A 17,112-nucleotide genomic window follows, 5' to 3' on the forward strand; every position below is an offset into this window, starting at 1 on the left:
CCAAAGGGGACCCGCTTTCCCATTTCCCATTCCCGGCCCCTCAGGCCGGCGGCGCAAACCGTGCCGCCGCCAGGCGGATGCTCCACACCAGTTCCACCATCGCCAGATTGTTGAGCAGGGCCTCGCCGCCCAGCACCAGCCAATAGCCGGCGCCGTCGACCCAGAACGGCACGAACGACCAGTCCGGCAGCAGCAACTGCGGCTCGCTGTAGAACGCCACGTAGCGGTGCGCGCCATGCCAGCCGCGCGCGCTCTGGCGCTGGGCGAAGCCGGAGAAGTCGGCGGCGGCCACGCTCAGCGTCTCGGCCTGTTCCTGGTCCAGGCCGGCATGGCCCAGGCAGAAGCCGCTGTCGGAGGCCAGCACCGCGCGGCGTTCGGCCGACAGCGGGGCGATCACGTGCTGGGCGAAATCGTCCAGGCGGATTTCCGGCCCCGGTACCGCGCGCCGCAGCAACTGCACCCATTGCTGTTCGCGCGCGTCCTGCAGCAGCCGCTGCGCGTCGCCGCCCACGCGCTGGCGCCATTCCTGCAGCGACAACGCACCGTGCGCACCGAGCAGCAATTGCAGCGCGCGCTGCATGCGGTCGGGCGTGGCGCTGGCAAAGCCGTGCAGTACGCCATGCGGGGTCGGCATCAGCCAGGTCGGTTCGGAGCCGGTCGGTTCGTGGGTCGTCATAGCGGCGCACTCGCGCTGGAAAAGGACAGGGCGTCGACGCTGCGGCCGCCCAGCGGCTCACGCTGCTGCAGCCAGCGTGCGGTGCGGTCCCAGCGGTCTCCCAGGGCCAGCGCGTGGCGGCGCAGTTCGCGGGTGGCAAGCATGAAGGCGAGCTTGTCCTGGCAACTGATGCAGTAGTCTAGGAACTCGCGCTCGCAGCGCGCCGCGGCGATCGGCGCGCCATCGCACAGCGCGTCCACCACTTCGCGCACCATCCGCCGCGAATGATCCGGGCTGGCCCGGCGCACCCGCGCCGGCACGTCGGCCGACGGCCGCGCCAGCACGCTCCAGCGCGTGGCCAGGGCGTTGATCGGCAGCAGCGCGTGGCCCTGGCTGTGGCGCTGGAAGGCCTCGGCCACGTGCGGCGGCAGATGCGGCGCGGCCATCTGCAGCGCCAACTGGCGCAAGGCGATGTCGTGGCGTGGCAGCGCCACGAACAGGTCGGCGAGCACGCCCTGGGTCGGTTCGTTGTCGTGCAACTGCAGCGCCGCATGCAGCCGCGCCAGGTGCGCGGCGGCGTCGCGCGGGTCGCGCAGCAACGCACGGGCATGGGTGCGCATCACCAGGCGTGCGGGATCGCGAGCGGGAGTGGTGGCCATGGGCGCCTCAGTCCAGCAGGGTGTCGATCAGGTCGATCATGAATTCGGCGTCCTCCGTGGCCATCGCCTCGAAGCCCTGCTCCAGGCCCAGCGCGTCCAGCACCGCCTGGTCGTCGCGGTGCGCGGCATCGCCCAGCGCGAGCAGGGCATCGCGCAGCACCGGCAGTTGCGGGCCCAGCCGCGGATGCGCCAACAGCACGTGGCCGATGTCGCACAGCGCGCTTTCCACCAGCGGGCGCAGTCGTGCACGGGTCAGCTGCGACAGGCCGTGGTAGGCGGTGGCCAGGAACAGGCCGGCGTCGGCTTCGCCCTCCAGCAGCAACCGCGCCACGGCGGCGTAGCTGCTGGCCGGGCGCCAGGCGATGCGTTCCGGCTCCAGGTCGGCCGGTTCCAGCAGGCGCAGGCCGATCAGGCGCACGTCGTGGTTGGCGGTCAGCGCGATGCGGCAGCCGTAGGGCAGGTCTTCCACGCAACGCGCCGGCGCCTCGGCCGCGGTCGCGATCACCACCTCGTCGGCGCGGCCGCGCGGCCGCACCAGCGGCAGGTAGCCGCGGTCGCGGATCAGGGCGCTGGCGTCGAACGGGCTGGCGTACACCAGGTCGACGACGCTGTCGTCCAGCAACTGCCGCTGTTCGGCGGCATCGGCCGGCATCAGCAGGCGCAGGCCGATGCCGGCGCGGCGTTGCAGCACCGTGCTGAGCAGGTACCAGCCGCCGAAGTATTCGGGCGCGAAGTCCGGCGCGACCAGGAACGTGCAGCTCATGCCGGCGCCTCCGCCTGTTCGTCCTGCAGCCATTGCGCGTACAGCGGCTGCAGCGCCTCGATGCGCCGCCGCGAGGGCTTGCGCCGCACCGAGGTGAAGCCGACCACGCGGCCGTCGCGCACGTTCGGCAAGGCGGTGGCGTAGACCCAGTAGCAGGCGCCGTCGCGGCGCAGGTTCTTGACGTAGCCGTGCCATTTCTCGCCGGCCAGCACGGTGTCCCACAACGCGCGAAACGCGCGCCGCGGCATCTCCGGGTGGCGCAGGATGCAGTGCGACGCGCCGATCAGCAGGTCGCGCGGCCAGCCGCTGAGTTCGACGAAGGCGTCGTTGGCGTGGGTGATGACGCCGTCCAGGTCGGTGCGCGAGACGATCAGGCGTCCGTCCGGGTAAGCGACCTCGCGCTCGCTCCAGTACACGGTGCGGCGGCTGCCATCGTGATAGCGCAACTCGGCGCTGCGGTGCGGCTCGTGCGGCGGATCCATCGGCGGCAGCGGCATGGCGGCGCCCTACAGGATCTGCTGCAGCGCCTGCGCGGCGCGCTTGATGTCCAGGAACACCAGGCCGAGCCTGGCGCTGGGCTTGGCCAGCACGGTGAGCACCGCCTCGCGGCCGGCCGCGCTCATGATCACGTAGCCGAGTTCGCCCTGGATCAGCACCCGCTCCAGCGTGCCGCGCGCCAGCTCGCGCGCGCTGCGTTCGCCCAGCGCGAGCAGCGCCGCCGACATCGCGCCGACCCGGTCCTCGTCCATGCCCTGCGGCATCGCCGAGGCGATCATCAGCCCGTCCAGGGAGATCAGCGCCGAGGCCTCGATGTCGGCAGTAGCGCCGTTGAGGCCTTCCAGCGCCTGTTGCAACTGTTGCGTTCGCATGCTCGCCTTCCGCTTGCGCATCCCGACCGGGTGCGGGAGGCATTGGACCGCGTCGGCGCGGGTTTGCCCTTGATCTGGATCAAGGCCGATCGCGGTGCTTGGCGCGGCAGGCGGTCCACGGGCAACGTGGGCCATGGTCTGCCAGAAACGACGCGGCGGCCCATGGGGCCGCCGATGCTGGCTGCGCGGGCCGCGTTGCGACCTGCGCGGTGTTCTCTCGCCTTCGCCTACGGTCCCGCGGCGACGTCGACCCAGACCAGATGGTGGTCGCTGCCGTCGGCGATGGCGGCAGCGGGATCGCTGGAAGCCGGCCAGAACACGCCGCTGTCCAGGTAGCGGAAGTTGCGCGACGGCAGCACGTAGTCCAGGCGCATGGTGCCGGCCTTGGGCCCGAAATCACCGGTGACCTGCTGCGGCGGGCCGCAGTGCGCGACGCCATTGGCCGCGTAGGCGCGCGTGGTCTCCTCGCCGCCGGCGCTGTGCGGAGTGGGGTAGTGCAGCACGCGCGGATGCGTCACCAGTGCACGAATCGCGTCGTGGCGGCCCTCGCCATCGATCACGTCGTTGTTGAGATCGCCGAGCATCACGAACTGCGCATCGGCGGCCAGCCCGCCGCAGCGCCCGGCGTCGTCGCACAGCCAGCGCGCCTTGCCGCTGCCGGCGTCGTCCAGGTACTCGCGCCACAACCGCAGCTCGTCGTGATTGCGCGCCGCATTGCGCTTCTCCGCGCCGTCGAACACCGGCGGGGTCGGGTGCGCCACCAGCGCGTGCAGCACGCCCAGCGGGGTGCGCACCGGCACGTCCCAATGCGATTTCGACGACAGCCGCAGCTGCGCCCACACCGCGTCGCTGTAGAAGAAGCGGCCGGTGGCCGGATCGACCGGGCGCAGTGCCCCGGGCATCGCGCTCCATTTGAACAGGCGGAAGCTGCGCACTGCCGCGGTATCTATTGGGTATTTGGACAGCAGCAGCATGCCGTACTGGCCGGGATGCAGCCCGTAGCCCCACGCGTCGTTGCCGCGCGCGCGGCCTTCGCCGCCGACATGGCCGTCGTTGTCCAGGTCAAGGCCGCTGGGCACGCCGGTGTTGACCGGCGCCAGGTAGCGATACGGATAGCGCAGCGCCGCACCGCCGTGCGGCTGCGGCACCGCCAGGTAGCGCTGCTCGAACAGATCGGCAGCGCGGTGCGCGTCGTCGTAGTCGAACTCGTTGAGCAGCACGATGTCAGGGCGCACCTGCTGCAGCACCGCGGCGATCTTGCGCGCCTGCGCGCTGTCGCCCTGCAGGGCGGCGATCAGCGCGCCGGGTTCGTCGGCATTGAGCGAGGTGTTGTAGGTGGCCAGCCGCAGCGTCGTGGCGGCTGGCGCGGCAGCGTCGGTCATCGGGGAGGGAGTGGGAGCGGTGTGCGCGCAGGCGCCGCACAGCAGGGTCAGGGCGAGCAGGAGGAGGCGTGATGTCATGCGCCCAGTTTCGCATGCGCTGCATGTCGGCACGATGGCGCAACCACCGCGGCGATACCGGCCGGGCCGCGCCAGCGGCCGTCGGCTAGCTGCCGAGCTGGCGCAGGTAATCGTCGAAGTCGCGCCAGTGGCGGCCGTCGTAGGCCTGCAGCGGCCGGAAGCGGCGCTTGTAGTCCATCTTCTGGTGGCCGCGGATCCAGTAGCCCAGGTACAGGTGGCGCAGGCCCTCGCGTCGCGCCCAGGCGATCTGCTGCAGGATCGCCAGCGTGCCCAGGCCGCGTGCGCCGGCGTCCGGGTCGTAGAAGGTGTAGACCGCCGACAGCGCCTGTTCGGCGATGTCGGTGACCGCCACCGCCAGCAGCGGCCCACGCCGGCCGTCCGGCAGGCGTTGCCGCAGTTCCAGAAAGCGCCCATGCGACCAGCGGCCGATCAGGAACTGGTCGAACTCGTGTGCGCCGTGATCGTCCATGCCGCCGCCAGGATGGCGATGGCGCAGGTAACGTTGATACAGCGCCAGTTGTTCCTCGCTGCGCTCGGCGGCGACGATGCGCACCTCGATATCGGCATTGCGCGCCAGGCAGCGGCGCTGGCTGCGATCGGGCACGAAGTCCTCGATCGGGATGCGCACCGCCACGCAGGCGCGGCAGTGGTCGCAGTGCGGGCGGTAGACCAGGTCGCCGGAACGGCGGAAGCCCCAGCTCAACGCCAGCGGATACAGCGCGCCCAGGCGCGGATCGTGCGGGTCCAGCACCAGGTCGCGCGCCTGCCGCTCGGGCCAGTAGCCGCACGCGTGCTGGCCGGTCTGGAACAGCCGCAGGTCGTCGCTGGCGTCGGAGTGGATGGCCATGCGCCGAGCATAGCGCTTCGCCATCGCAGGGGCCGCGACTGTCCGCACCATGAATACGCCCGGCAGCCGGTCAACCGTGGCGGCGACGGGGCGTTGTCTGCAGGGAAGGCGCCACGGCGCCGGCCCGATGCAGGGGCCGCCCGCGGCGCCGGACGCCTGCCGTCCCGGCAGGTTCCCATCATCCTCAGGGAGTGACCCATGAAGTCTCGCAAACCGCTGCTTGCCCTGGCCGTGCTGGCCGTGCTGTCCGGCGCCGCCTACGCCGTTACTCCGCCGCCGGCCGATCCCGCCGCGCCCGCCGATGCCGGCGGCATCGCCGCGCTCGACAAGAACGGCGACGGCGTCATCGACCGCAGCGAGGCCGCCGCCGATCCGCGCCTGGCCGAGCATTTCGACGCGCTGGACAAGAACCACGACGGCAAGCTCAGCCGCGACGAGTGGCCGCGTCACGGCCGCCATGGTGGCCGTGGCGGCCCGGGTGGCCCGGGCGACCACGGCGTGCCCGGCGCGATGATGGCCAAGCTGGACACCAACAAGGACGGCCGCATCAGTCGCGCCGAAGCGCAGGCCGATCCCAAGCTCGCCGCGCGCTTCGACAAGATGGACGTGAACAAGGACGGCTACATCGACCGAGCCGACTTCGAGCTGCGCGCCAAGCAGCACCGCGATGCCTGGTTCGCCGCCGCCGATACCAACAAGGACGGCATGCTCAGCCGCGCCGAGTTCGATGCGGCGCAGGCCAAGCGCTGGGCGCATCGTCCGGACGGCCCGCGCGGCGGCGACGCACCGCCGCCGCCGATGCCGGCTCCGGACAGCAACTGAGCCATCCGCCGCGGCGATGGCCGCGGCGTCTCTGCACCAAGGCGCCGATCGACAGCGCCCCTGCGCCCCACGCGCAGGGGCGTTTTTTGTGTGGGAGGAAACCTGCTGTCTCGCGTCGCGCCGTCATGCACCGGAGGCGATCATCGGCTGGCTGTCACCAGCATGGGCGACAGCGCGCAGGCGTCGCCTTGCGCTCGGCGCGGCTCAGTTGCCGCGCGGTGCCGGCTGCACGCGCACGCGCACTTCGTCGCTGCCGGTGTCCTGTGCCGGCGGCCTGGCCGGCCGCGTCGCGGCGGGTTGCGCCGGTGCGGCGGTGGGCGCCCGGTTGTCGCGATGGCGCAGCACGGTGATCAGCGCCACCGCACCGATCGCCAGCAACAGGGCGATGCGGATCCGCCAGGCCCAGCGCTTGCCACCGTCCGGCGCCACCTGCGAGCGGAACTCGTTCAGATAGGGCGCGCGGCCTTGTTCCGGGTCGCGGCGGGTACTGTCGAGCAGGCCGGCGTCGCGCAGCAGTTCGCGCGCGCGCGGCTGGTCGTTGGCATGCACCACCCACACCGTGGGCTGCGCCTGCGCCGCCACCGGATCCAGATAGCTGAACTGGCCGCTGCGGCGGGTCCGGTAGGAGCGGCCATTGCTCAGCCGCACCTCGATGCCGGCATCGCGCAGCAGGGCGGCCACGCCTTCGGCGGTTTCCACGCGTTGGCTGCTGAAGATCTGGCGCATGTCCGTGTCCTCAGCGCTTTGCCGGAACCTGCGCCGCGGCGTCGGCGTCAGGGACCACGCGGATCAGACCTTCCTGTGCGGTGCTCGCCACCAGGGTCCCGTCGCGGGTGAAGAACTGCCCGCGCGCCAGGCCGCGCGCGCCCTGCGCGCTGGGGCTGTCCAGCGAGTACAGCAGCCAGTCGTCGGCGCGGAACGGACGGTGGAACCACAGTGCGTGGTCGAGCGAAGCCATCTGCACGTTCGGCGTGTAGTAGCTGATGCCGTGCGGGAAGGTGGCGGTGCCGAGCAGATGGAAGTCCGAGGCGTAGGCGAGCAGCGCCTGGTGCAGTTCCGGCGCATCGCCGACCGGCTCGCTCAGGCGCAGCCACATCTGCTGGAACGGCGGGCGCTTGGGCGGATTCAGTTCGTCGCGCGGATACACGTGGCGGAACTCGAACGGGCCGCCGCGCGAGAGCCAGCGCTGCACCTTGGTCGGCAGCGTCGCCAGCACTTCCGGGCGCGCCGCCGGAGTCGGCTCGATGTCTTCCGGCTGCGGCACTTCCGGCATCTTCAGCTGGTGGGTGGCGCCGTCCTCCTGTTCCTGGAACGAGGCCGCGCAGAAGAAGATCACCTTGCCGTGCTGGATCGCGGTGACCCGGCGCACCGAGAAGCTGCCGCCGTCGCGGGTGCGGTCCACGTCGTAGACGATGGGATGTTCGATGTCGCCGGCGCGCAGGAAGTAGGCGTGCAGGGAATGCACGCGGCGCGCGTTCTCCACCGTGGCCTGCGCGGCCGACAGCGCCTGGCCCAGCACCTGGCCGCCGAACACGTACTTGGTGCCGATGTCGCGGCTCTGGCCGCGGAACAGGTTGTCCTCCAGCCGCTCCAGCGACAGCAGCTCGATCAGTTCGGAGACGACGGGGGCGGGCTTGGCGGACAAGAGGCGGGGCCTGGCGACGGACGTGCGCCGATTATAGCGGGCCGCCCGTGCGTGCCCGCCTGCCGCCGCGCTCAGCCCTTGCCGAGCCGCGCCGCCAGCGCGCGCAGCGCGGCCTGGGTGTCCGGCGCCTGCCAGTCGTCGATCAACCGCTCCAGCCCGATGTGCTCGTCGGCCAGCGCCACGCGCAGGTCGGCGCGGGCGATGGCGCGGGTCTGCAGCATCGGCTGCCGCGGCCGCTTCAGCAGGTCCAGCAACCAGGCCAGCGCGCGCGCCACCACCAGGTCGGCGTCGACCAGTTCGTCGACCAGGCCGATCTCCAGCGCGCGCTCGGCGCTGACCAGGTCGCCGCCGACCAGCAGGCGCTCGGCGCGGTGCGCACCGACCACGCGCCGCAGCAGGCGCTGGATGCCTTCCGGCGCGACCAGGCCGACCTGGGTCTCGTTGAGCCCGATGGTGACCGGGCGCGCCGGCTCGGGGCTGCGCGCCATCACCCGGTAGTCGCAGCACAGTGCCAGCACGCAGCCGCCGGCCGGGGCGTGGCCGGTCAGCGCCGCCACCACCGGCATCGGGCTGGCGGCCAGCGCGCGCGCCGCGCCGAAGAACTGCTGCCAGCTCGCGAGCAGCTTGGCGCGGTCGTCGCCGTGACTGAGCAGGTGCGGCACGTCCATGCCGGCGGAGAACAGCCGCTCGTTGCCCGACAGCACCAGGCCGCGCGCGCCGTCGGCGCCGGCCTGCTCGATGGCCTGGATCAGCTGCCGGCACAGGTCGGTGTCCAGCGCATTGACCGGCGGCCGCGCCAGGCGCAGTTCGCGGATGGGGCCGTGGTTGATCACGTCGATGAGCGTCGTCATGCTGCGGTCTGCTTTCGAAGAAGGAACCGCGGCGATGATAACCAAACCATTCGCTGGCGTATTGTTCGTGCTGTGCGCGGCCGCCACCGCGGCGTCGGCCGCGCAGCCGGCCTGCGTCACCCTCGAACAGGGCTGGGTGCGGCTGCCGCCGAATCCGGCGATGCCGATGACCGCCGGCTACGGCGTGCTGCACAACGGCTGCGCCAAGCCGGTCACGGTCACCGGGGCCAGCAGCCCCCGCTTCGGCGATGTGTCGTTGCACGAGACCACGGTCGTGGCCGGCGTCAGCCGCATGCGCGCGGTCGAGCGCGTGCCGCTGGCGCCTGGCGCGCGCGTGGAACTCAAGCCCGGCGGCATGCACCTGATGCTGATGCAGGGCAAGGGTGCGCTGACCGAAGGCCAGGCCGTGCCGCTGCAACTGCAGCTGGAAGGTGGCGGCAAGGCCGATGCGACGCTGGCCGTGCGCAAGCAGGCGATGTAGGGGGAGTTCCTTGGTACCTCGTAGGAGCGGCTTCAGCCGCGACAGGCGAAGCCCAGCGTCGGCTGACACCATCCGTCGTCGGGACTGAAGTCCCTCCCACAAGGAGCGCACGCTGCTCCTGACGTGGGCAGTGCCACTGCGAAGGCGGACGATGCGCCGGGTCGGGCCCGGCGCAAGCGCAGGCCTCAGCTCGTCGCCTTGCGCACGGCCTCCGGCAGCGGCGCGCTCTTGCCGGTCTGGGTGTCCATCCACACCACCACCACGTTGCCGTCGGAATAGAGCCGGCTCTCGTCCTGCTGGTCGACGATGCGGTGGCCGATGGTCACGCTGCTGGTGCCCAGGCGCTCGACGAACAGTTCGACCAGGATGTCGTTGGGCCACACGATCGGTGCGCGGTAGTTGACGTTGGTCGCCGCCACCACCGGGGCGATGCGATCGCGCATCGACACGCCGTCCACGCCCAGCATCCAGCGCACGCGCGCCTCTTCCAGGTAGGAGATGTACTTGGCGTTGTTGACGTGGCCCATGCTGTCCATGTCGCGCCAGCGCACGCTGATCGGGATGCGCGCCAGGATCTTGTGTTCGCTGCTCATCAAACGTCCTTTTTCTTCTTGCTGGTACTGGTGGCGCTCTTGCTGGCCTTGCCGCTCTTGGCCGCCACCGCCTGCTTCTTCGCCGGCTTTTCCGGCTTGACCTTGCGCGGCGGGCGCGCGTCGGGCTTGTTGGCCATCGCCGCCGGCTGCTCCGGGCGTGCGCTGGTGGACGGCAGCATCCGCGCCAGGAACTGGCCGGTGTACGACTGCGGGCAGGCCGCCACGTCTTCCGGCGTGCCGGTGACCAGGATGGTGCCGCCGCGGTGGCCGCCTTCCGGGCCGAGGTCGACGATCCAGTCCGCGGTCTTGATCACGTCCAGGTTGTGTTCGATCACCACCACGGTGTTGCCCTCGTCGCGCAGCTTGTGCAGCACGCCCAGCAGCGCCTCGATATCGTGGAAGTGCAGGCCGGTGGTCGGCTCGTCGAGGATGTACAGGGTGCGGCCGGTATCGCGTCGCGACAGCTCCTTGGACAGCTTCACGCGCTGCGCCTCGCCGCCGGACAGGGTGGTCGCGCTCTGCCCGAGCTTGATGTAGCTCAGGCCCACGTCGACCAGGGTCTCCAGCTTGCGCGCGATCGACGGCACCGGCTCGAACAGCTTCAGCGCATCCTCGACGGTCATCTCCAGCACGTCGTTGATGTTGAAGCCCTTGTACAGGATCTCCAGCGTCTCGCGGTTGTAGCGCTTGCCGTGGCAGACGTCGCAGGGCACGTACACGTCCGGCAGGAAGTGCATCTCCACCTTGATCAGGCCGTCGCCCTGGCAGGCCTCGCAGCGGCCGCCGCGCACGTTGAAGCTGAAGCGGCCCGGCGAGTAGCCGCGCGAGCGCGCTTCCGGCACCTGCGCGAACAGTTCGCGCAGCGGCGTGAACAGGCCGGTGTAGGTGGCCGGGTTGGAGCGCGGGGTGCGGCCGATCGGCGACTGGTCGATGTCCACGACCTTGTCGAACAGGTCCAGGTGCTCGATCTCGCGGTACGGCGCCACGCTGTGCGAGGCACCGTTGATCTCGTTCGCCGCCAGGGTGAACAAGGTGTCGTTGATCAGGGTCGACTTGCCCGAGCCGGACACGCCGGTGATGCAGGTCAGCAGGCCGGCCGGGATGTCCAGGTCGACGTTCTTGAGGTTGTTGCCGGTGGCCCCGCGCAGGTGCAGGGTCATCTTCGGATTGGCCTTGTGGCGCTTGGCCGGGATCTCGATGCGGCGCTTGCCCGACAGGTATTGCCCGGTCAGCGAGCGCGGCGCCTTCAGCAGGTCCTGTACGCTGCCCTGGCCGACCACCTCGCCGCCGTGCACGCCGGCGCCGGGGCCGATGTCCAGCACGTAGTCGGCCAGGCGGATCGCATCCTCGTCGTGCTCGACCACGATCACCGTGTTGCCGAGGTCGCGCAGGCGGGTGAGGGTGCCGAGCAGGCGTTCGTTGTCGCGCTGGTGCAGGCCGATCGAGGGTTCGTCGAGCACGTACATCACCCCGACCAGGCCGGCGCCGATCTGGCTGGCCAGGCGGATGCGCTGCGCCTCGCCGCCGGACAGGGTGTCGGCCTTGCGTTCGAGGGTCAGGTAATCCAGGCCGACGTCGACCAGGAAGCCCAGCCGCTCGGCGATCTCCTTGACGATCTTGCTGGCGATCTCGCCGCGCCAGCCGGGCAGGTCGAGCTGGCGGAAGAAGCTCAGCGCGTCGTCGATCGGCAGCACCACCAGGTCCGGCAGCGGACGGTCGGCGACGAACACGTTGCGCGCGGCCTTGTTCAGGCGCGCGCCCTTGCAGTCCGGGCACGGCCGTTCGCTGATGTACTTGGCCAGTTCCTCGCGCACCGCCGGCGATTCGGTCTCGCGGTAGCGGCGCTCCAGGTTGGGGATGATGCCTTCGAAGCGATGCTTGCGCTGGGTGCGGCCGCCGGCATCGGTGAAGTAGGTGAAGGTGATGGTCTCGTCGCCGCTGCCGTACAGCACCGCCTGGCGCACGCTCGCCGGCAGCGACTGCCAGGGCGCGTCGACGTCGAACTTGTAGTGCTTGGCCAGCGAGGCGATCAGCTGGAAGTAGTACGCGTTGCGGCGGTCCCAGCCGCGTACCGCGCCGGCCGACAGCGACAGCTCCGGATGCACCACCACCCGCTCGGGATCGAAGAACTCGGCCACACCCAGACCGTCGCAGCTCGGGCAGGCGCCCATCGGCGCGTTGAACGAGAACAGGCGCGGTTCCAGCTCCGGCAGCGAGTAGTCGCAGACCGGGCAGCTGTACTTGGAGGAGAACAGGTGCGGCGCGGCCGCGGTGTCGTCCAGCGACTGCACCGCCACCATGCCGTCGGCCAGCTTCAGCGCGGTCTCGAAGCTCTCGGCCAGGCGCTGCTTGATGTCCTCGCGCGGACGGAAGCGGTCGATCACCGCCTCGATGGTGTGCTTCTGGCGCAGCGCCAGCGCCGGCACCGCGTCGATCTCGTACAACTCGCCGTCCACGCGCACGCGCACGAAGCCCTGCGCGCGCAGTTGCTCGAACACCTGCGCATGCTCGCCCTTGCGCTCGCGGATCACCGGCGCCAGCAGCATGTAGCGCTGCTCCGGGTCCAGGGTCAGCACCTGGTCGACCATCTGGCTGACCGTCTGCGCCTCCAGCGGATAGCCGTGGTCGGGGCAGCGCGGCTGGCCCACACGCGCGTACAGCAGGCGCAGGTAGTCGTAGATCTCGGTGATGGTGCCGACGGTCGAGCGCGGGTTGTGCGAGGTCGACTTCTGCTCGATCGCGATCGCCGGCGACAGGCCCTCGATGTGATCGATGTCGGGCTTCTCCATCACGCTGAGGAACTGCCGCGCGTACGCCGACAGCGACTCCACGTAGCGGCGCTGGCCTTCGGCGTAGATGGTGTCGAACGCCAGCGAGGACTTGCCGGACCCGGACAGGCCGGTGATCACGATCAGCTTGTCGCGCGGCAGGTCGAGGTCGAGGTTCTTGAGGTTGTGCGTCCGCGCGCCGCGGATGCGGATGTAATCCATCGCCATGAAGAGATTCCGGAATGTGCCGGCCGTGGCGGTGCCGCTGGCCAGTGTGGGGGCGGAAAGGGGACGGCAATCGATCAGCGTACCCAGCTTGTCAGGTGGGGGCAATTGCCGCAGATCCCAGCGCCGCCGGGCGCCGGCGGCTGGCTGGTTCAGGCAGCCGCGCCGGCCCGCGGGGCTTGACAGTCCGGGCCTGGGTGGGCTTGACCCTGCCGCGCGCGGCGGCTTACAATCCCGCTCCTGTCTGCCCGAAACGGCACGGCAGGAACGACCACAATAACTACAGAGGAAGTCTGGTCATGTACGCAGTACTGGTCACCGGCGGTAAGCAATACCGCGTCGCGCAGGGCGAAACGCTCCGCGTGGAAAAGCTCGAAGTCGAAGCCGGCAACGAGATCACGTTCGACAACATCCTGATGCTGGGCGACAGCGACGGCATCAAGATCGGCGACGCGCTGAAGGGCGCCGCCGTCACCGCCAAGGTCGTGGCCCACGGCCGCGCCGACAAGGTGCGCATCATCAAGTTCCGCCGCCGCAAGCACCACATGAAGCGTCAGGGTCATCGGCAGCACTACACCGAAATCGAGATCACCGGCATCGCCGGTGGCGACAAGAAGTAAGGAGCAGCAGTCATGGCACACAAAAAAGGCGTAGGTTCCTCGCGCAACGGCCGCGACTCCAACCCGAAGTACCTGGGCGTGAAGATGTTCGGCGGCCAGGCCATCGAAGCCGGCAACATCATCGTGCGTCAGCGCGGCACCCAGTTCCACCCGGGCGCCGGCGTTGGCCTGGGCCGCGACCACACCCTGTTCGCGCTGGTCGACGGCAAGGTCGAGTTCTCGGTGAAGGGCGCCAAGAAGCGCCGCACCGTGAGCGTGGTCACCGAGGCGTAAGCCGCCGGTGTCCAGGGCCTGCGCCGTGGCGCAGGCTTGCTGACGAAAGCCCCGCTTCGGCGGGGTTTTTCGTTTGGTGGCCGGGATGGCGGGATTGGGGATTGGGGATTCGCAAAGGCGGATTCCGCCAGGACCCTCGATTGCTGGCCTCCGTTCCGTTGCCTCCGTTCTTTTGCTGGCGCCGCTAAACTGTGGCGTCCGGTGTTTTCCCAATCCCGAATCCCGAATCCCGAATCCCATGAAGTTGGTAGACGAAGCGGAAATCCAGGTCACGGCCGGCAATGGCGGCAATGGCTGCATCGGCTTTCGCCGCGAGAAGTTCATCCCGCTGGGTGGGCCCGATGGTGGCGATGGCGGCAATGGCGGCAGCGTGTGGCTGGTCGCCGACGAGAACCTCAACACCCTGGTCGACTTCCGCCACCAGCGCGCGTTCCGTGCGCAGCGCGGCGAGAACGGCATGGGCCGGCAGATGTACGGCAAGGCCGGCGAGGATCTGACCATCACCGTGCCGGTCGGCACCGTGGTGATCAACGTCGAGACCGACGAGGTCATCGGCGACCTGGTCGCGCACGGCGACCGCCTGCTGGTCGCGCAGGGCGGCAAGGGCGGCCTGGGCAACATGCATTTCAAGAGTTCGGTGACGCGCGCGCCGCGCAAGGCGACGCCGGGCGAGGAGGGCGAGGAGCGCACGCTCAAGCTGGAGCTGAAGCTGCTGGCCGACGTCGGCCTGCTCGGCTTCCCCAATGCCGGCAAGAGCACCTTCATCCGGGCGGTGTCCGCGGCCACGCCGAAGGTCGCCGACTATCCGTTCACCACGCTGTATCCGAACCTGGGCGTGGTCAGCGTCGAGGCCTATCGCAGCTTCGTGATCGCCGACATTCCGGGGCTGATCGAGGGGGCTGCTGACGGCGCCGGCCTCGGTGCGCAGTTCCTGCGCCACCTGCAGCGCACCCGTCTGCTGCTGCACCTGGTGGATCTGGCGCCCATGGAAGGCGGCGTGGACGGCGTGTCGCCGACCGAGCAGGTGCGCGCGATCGAGCGCGAGCTGCAGAAGCACGATCCGGAACTGCTGGCCAAGCCGCGCTGGCTGGTGCTGAACAAGGCCGACCTGATGTTCGAGGACGAGGCGCGGGCGCTGGCCGAACAGGTCGTCGCCGAACTGGGCTGGACCCAGCCCTGGTACCTGGTCTCGGCGCTGGGCCGCGAAGGCACCTGGCCGATCATGAAGGACGTGATGGCGTTCTTCGATCGTCAGCGCGAGGACGCGCTGGATGCGGCCGCCGATGCCTCCTGAGTCCCGCGCCGTGCGACGGCGCGCAGCGTGGGATGACGCGCACACGAAAAACCCGGCCGAGGCCGGGCTTTTTCGTGGTGCTGCCGGAAGCATGAGCGCTTCCGGCGTCGACGGCAGCCGATCAGGCGGCGGTCTTGATCGCCTTGATGCGGGCGCTCAGACGGCTCTTGTGACGGGCAGCCTTGTTCTTGTGGATCAGGCCACGCGAGCTGAAACGGTCGAGGATCGGCTGGGCGATGGCGAAAGCGGCTTCGGCGCCGGCTGCGTCGTTGGCGTCCAGGGCCTTGATGACCTTCTTGACGGCGGTGCGCAGCATCGAACGCTGAGCCGTGTTGCGCGCGTTGCGCACGACGGTCTGCTTGGCGCGCTTCTTGGCGGACTTGATATTGGCCACGGTGGTGGTTTCCTGGAAAGCTGTGTGGTGGATAAAAACAAGCGGGAGAGTATGAAGCGTCCGAATATTCGCGTCAAGTCAATTGTCAAGAGGGCCGTCGCATGAGCCAGCCGCGCATGCTCCGCGGGCTGCTCTCCTTCAGCAGCATGACCATGGTCTCGCGCGTGCTGGGCCTGGTGCGCGACCAGGCCATCACCATTTCCTTCGGCGCCAACGCCACCACCGACGCGTTCTGGGTGGCGTTCCGCATTCCCAACTTCCTGCGCCGGCTGTTCGCCGAGGGCTCGTTCGCCACCGCCTTCGTGCCGGTGTTCACCGAGGTGAAGGAAACCCGCCCGCACGCCGACCTGCGCGCGCTGATGTCGCGGGTGTCCGGCACCCTGGGCGGAGTGCTGCTGCTGGTCACCGCGCTGGGGCTGATCTTCACCCCGCAGGTGGCGATGCTGTTCAATCCCGGCGCCACCGACGACCCGGCCAAGTTCGGGTTGATCGTCGACCTGCTGCGGCTGACCTTCCCGTTCCTGCTGTTCGTGTCGCTGACCGCGCTGGCCGGTGGCGCGCTCAACAGCTTCCACCGCTTCGGCCTGCCGGCGCTGACCCCGGTGATCCTCAACCTGTGCATGATCGCCGGCGCGCTGTGGCTGGCGCCGCGGCTGCAGGTGCCGATCCTGGCGATGGGCTGGGCGGTGCTGGTGGCCGGCGTACTGCAGTTGCTGTTCCAGTTGCCGGCCCTGCGCGGCATCGACCTGCTGACCCTGCCGCGCTGGGGCTGGCGGCATCCGGACGTGCGCCGGGTGCTGACCCTGATGGTGCCGACCCTGTTCGGCTCCTCGATCGCGCAGATCAACCTGCTGCTGGACACGGTGATCGCCTCGTTTCTGTACGCCGGCTCGCAGAGCTGGCTGTCGCAGGCCGATCGCTTCCTGGAGCTGCCGCTGGGCGTGTTCGGTGTGGCCCTGGGCACGGTGATCCTGCCGGCGCTGTCGCGGCACCACGTCAAGACCGACCGCGCCGGTTTCTCCAACGCGCTGGACTGGGGGCTGCGCACCACGCTGCTGATCGCGGTGCCGGCGATGCTGGGGCTGATGCTGCTGAGCCAGCCGCTGGTGGCGACGCTGTTCCAGTACGGCAAGTTCACCGCCTTCGACACGCGCATGGCGGCGATGTCGGTGTTCGGGCTGAGCTTCGGCCTGCCGGCGTTCGCTCTGCTCAAGGTGTTGCTGCCGGCGTTCTATTCGCGCCAGGACACGCGCACGCCGGTGCGCGCCGGCGTCGCCGCGCTGGTCGCCAACATGGCGCTGAACCTGTTGTTCCTGGCGATCCTGTACCAGTTGTGGGTGCCGGCCGAGCTGCGCGCGCAGGGCGTGCGCGCGGCGCTGGAGGCGGTGCCGGGCCTGCACCTGGCGCTGGGCCTGGCCAGTGCGGTGGCCAGCTACCTCAACCTGTCGCTGCTGTGGCGCTGGCTGCGCCGCGACCAGGTCTACCAGCCCAAGCCGGGCTGGGGCGGCTACCTGCTGCGGCTGGGCCTTGCCTGTGCGCCCATGGTTGCGGTGCTGCTGCTGGGTCAGCATTGGCTGCCGGCGTTCACCGGGATGGACAAGTGGCACCGCATCGGCGGCCTGCTGCTGCTGGTCGGTGGCGGCGGCACCGTGTATCTGCTGGCGTTGCTGGCGCTTGGGTTCCGGCCGCGGGATCTGCGCGAGCATTGAGAAGGGCCGGGAGTGGGGATTCGGGATTCGGGATGCGTAGGAGCGGCTTCAGCCGCGACCTGGGGTGCCGGTGAAATCCCCCGGTCGCGGCTGAAGCCGCTCCTACGACGGGAGGCTGCGCCCGGGCTGTGGCCCCAGCCGCTATACTCGACGGTTACGCATCATCGACCGGCGCTTCCTGCGC

19 protein-coding genes are annotated in these 17,112 nt (G+C 70.0%); 6 read left to right on the forward strand and 13 right to left on the reverse strand.

Going from position 1 to position 17,112, the window contains the following annotated elements:
- Positions 1 to 40: 40 nt before the first annotated feature.
- The 7 genes from AC1PK7_RS05415 to AC1PK7_RS05445 form a co-directional block, all read right to left on the reverse strand.
- Entirely contained in the window at positions 41 to 676 is a 636-nt protein-coding gene (locus tag AC1PK7_RS05415) for a hypothetical protein (protein WP_481100104.1), read from the reverse strand.
- Positions 673 to 1,314, reverse strand: a complete 642-nt coding sequence (locus AC1PK7_RS05420) for a hypothetical protein (protein WP_481100105.1) — start codon at positions 1,312 to 1,314, stop codon at positions 673 to 675. Before AC1PK7_RS05420 ends, AC1PK7_RS05415 begins: the two co-directional genes overlap by 4 nt.
- Positions 1,315 to 1,321: 7 nt before the next feature.
- Positions 1,322 to 2,077 carry a PhnD/SsuA/transferrin family substrate-binding protein gene (locus tag AC1PK7_RS05425; RefSeq protein WP_481100106.1) on the reverse strand — a complete coding sequence of 252 codons (756 nt, stop codon included), beginning with the start codon at positions 2,075 to 2,077 and terminating at the stop codon, positions 1,322 to 1,324.
- The gene (locus AC1PK7_RS05430; protein ID WP_481100107.1) at positions 2,074 to 2,574 is read right to left on the reverse strand and encodes a PAS domain-containing protein; all 501 of its coding nucleotides are present in this window, start codon (positions 2,572 to 2,574) and stop codon (positions 2,074 to 2,076) included. Before AC1PK7_RS05430 ends, AC1PK7_RS05425 begins: the two co-directional genes overlap by 4 nt.
- A gap of 9 nt (positions 2,575 to 2,583) precedes the next feature.
- On the reverse strand, positions 2,584 to 2,946 hold the full coding sequence (locus AC1PK7_RS05435) for a roadblock/LC7 domain-containing protein (protein WP_010341183.1): 363 nt from the start codon (positions 2,944 to 2,946) through the stop codon (positions 2,584 to 2,586).
- A 227-nt stretch (positions 2,947 to 3,173) separates the two neighbouring features.
- Positions 3,174 to 4,406: an endonuclease/exonuclease/phosphatase family protein gene (locus AC1PK7_RS05440; RefSeq protein WP_481100108.1), complete on the reverse strand. Its 1,233-nt coding sequence runs from the start codon at positions 4,404 to 4,406 to the stop codon at positions 3,174 to 3,176.
- Positions 4,407 to 4,491: 85 nt separating this feature from the next.
- The gene (locus tag AC1PK7_RS05445; RefSeq protein ID WP_481100840.1) at positions 4,492 to 5,319 is read right to left on the reverse strand and encodes an arginyltransferase; all 828 of its coding nucleotides are present in this window, start codon (positions 5,317 to 5,319) and stop codon (positions 4,492 to 4,494) included.
- A gap of 132 nt (positions 5,320 to 5,451) precedes the next feature.
- Here AC1PK7_RS05445 and AC1PK7_RS05450 point away from each other — a divergent pair, with 132 nt between their 5' ends.
- A complete protein-coding gene (locus AC1PK7_RS05450) occupies positions 5,452 to 6,075 on the forward strand; it encodes an EF-hand domain-containing protein (protein ID WP_481100109.1) in 624 nt (207 codons plus the stop codon).
- Positions 6,076 to 6,279: 204 nt separating this feature from the next.
- Here the strand turns inward: AC1PK7_RS05450 and AC1PK7_RS05455 are convergent, their stop codons facing one another.
- From AC1PK7_RS05455 to AC1PK7_RS05465, 3 genes are all read right to left on the reverse strand, one after another.
- Complete coding sequence (locus tag AC1PK7_RS05455) at positions 6,280 to 6,801, reverse strand: putative signal transducing protein (protein WP_481100110.1); 522 nt, start codon at positions 6,799 to 6,801, stop codon at positions 6,280 to 6,282.
- Between the two features lie 10 nt (positions 6,802 to 6,811).
- Positions 6,812 to 7,720 carry an acyl-CoA thioesterase II gene (gene tesB, locus AC1PK7_RS05460; protein ID WP_010341175.1) on the reverse strand — a complete coding sequence of 303 codons (909 nt, stop codon included), beginning with the start codon at positions 7,718 to 7,720 and terminating at the stop codon, positions 6,812 to 6,814.
- A 71-nt stretch (positions 7,721 to 7,791) separates the two neighbouring features.
- A complete protein-coding gene (locus tag AC1PK7_RS05465; RefSeq protein WP_420009160.1) occupies positions 7,792 to 8,571 on the reverse strand; it encodes an enoyl-CoA hydratase/isomerase family protein in 780 nt (259 codons plus the stop codon).
- 34 nt (positions 8,572 to 8,605) lie between these two features.
- On the opposite strand from AC1PK7_RS05465, the gene AC1PK7_RS05470 reads away from it, so the two are divergent.
- Positions 8,606 to 9,052: a copper chaperone PCu(A)C gene (locus tag AC1PK7_RS05470; protein ID WP_481100111.1), complete on the forward strand. Its 447-nt coding sequence runs from the start codon at positions 8,606 to 8,608 to the stop codon at positions 9,050 to 9,052.
- 185 nt (positions 9,053 to 9,237) lie between these two features.
- Here AC1PK7_RS05470 and AC1PK7_RS05475 read toward each other — a convergent pair whose 3' ends face one another.
- Both AC1PK7_RS05475 and uvrA read right to left on the reverse strand, forming a co-directional pair.
- Complete coding sequence (locus AC1PK7_RS05475; protein ID WP_481100112.1) at positions 9,238 to 9,645, reverse strand: acyl-CoA thioesterase; 408 nt, start codon at positions 9,643 to 9,645, stop codon at positions 9,238 to 9,240.
- The gene (gene uvrA, locus AC1PK7_RS05480) at positions 9,645 to 12,641 is read right to left on the reverse strand and encodes an excinuclease ABC subunit UvrA (protein ID WP_010341171.1); all 2,997 of its coding nucleotides are present in this window, start codon (positions 12,639 to 12,641) and stop codon (positions 9,645 to 9,647) included. The genes AC1PK7_RS05475 and uvrA overlap by 1 nt, the downstream gene beginning before the upstream one ends.
- A 296-nt stretch (positions 12,642 to 12,937) precedes the next feature.
- Here uvrA and rplU point away from each other — a divergent pair, with 296 nt between their 5' ends.
- From rplU to cgtA, 3 genes are all read left to right on the forward strand, one after another.
- The gene (rplU, locus tag AC1PK7_RS05485) at positions 12,938 to 13,258 is read left to right on the forward strand and encodes a 50S ribosomal protein L21 (protein ID WP_010341170.1); all 321 of its coding nucleotides are present in this window, start codon (positions 12,938 to 12,940) and stop codon (positions 13,256 to 13,258) included.
- Between the two features lie 12 nt (positions 13,259 to 13,270).
- On the forward strand, positions 13,271 to 13,531 hold the full coding sequence (rpmA, locus tag AC1PK7_RS05490) for a 50S ribosomal protein L27 (protein ID WP_010341169.1): 261 nt from the start codon (positions 13,271 to 13,273) through the stop codon (positions 13,529 to 13,531).
- Positions 13,532 to 13,769: 238 nt separating this feature from the next.
- Positions 13,770 to 14,825, forward strand: coding sequence for an Obg family GTPase CgtA (gene cgtA, locus AC1PK7_RS05495; protein WP_010341168.1), 1,056 nt, complete (start codon positions 13,770 to 13,772; stop codon positions 14,823 to 14,825).
- 121 nt (positions 14,826 to 14,946) lie between these two features.
- Here the strand turns inward: cgtA and rpsT are convergent, their stop codons facing one another.
- On the reverse strand, positions 14,947 to 15,219 hold the full coding sequence (gene rpsT, locus AC1PK7_RS05500; RefSeq protein ID WP_010341167.1) for a 30S ribosomal protein S20: 273 nt from the start codon (positions 15,217 to 15,219) through the stop codon (positions 14,947 to 14,949).
- 116 nt (positions 15,220 to 15,335) lie between these two features.
- Between rpsT and murJ the strand changes: the two genes are divergently transcribed.
- The gene (gene murJ / locus AC1PK7_RS05505; protein WP_481100841.1) at positions 15,336 to 16,928 is read left to right on the forward strand and encodes a murein biosynthesis integral membrane protein MurJ; all 1,593 of its coding nucleotides are present in this window, start codon (positions 15,336 to 15,338) and stop codon (positions 16,926 to 16,928) included.
- The last annotated feature ends 184 nt before the right edge of the window (positions 16,929 to 17,112 follow it).

This window comes from Xanthomonas sp. NCPPB 3174 (assembly GCF_056725205.1).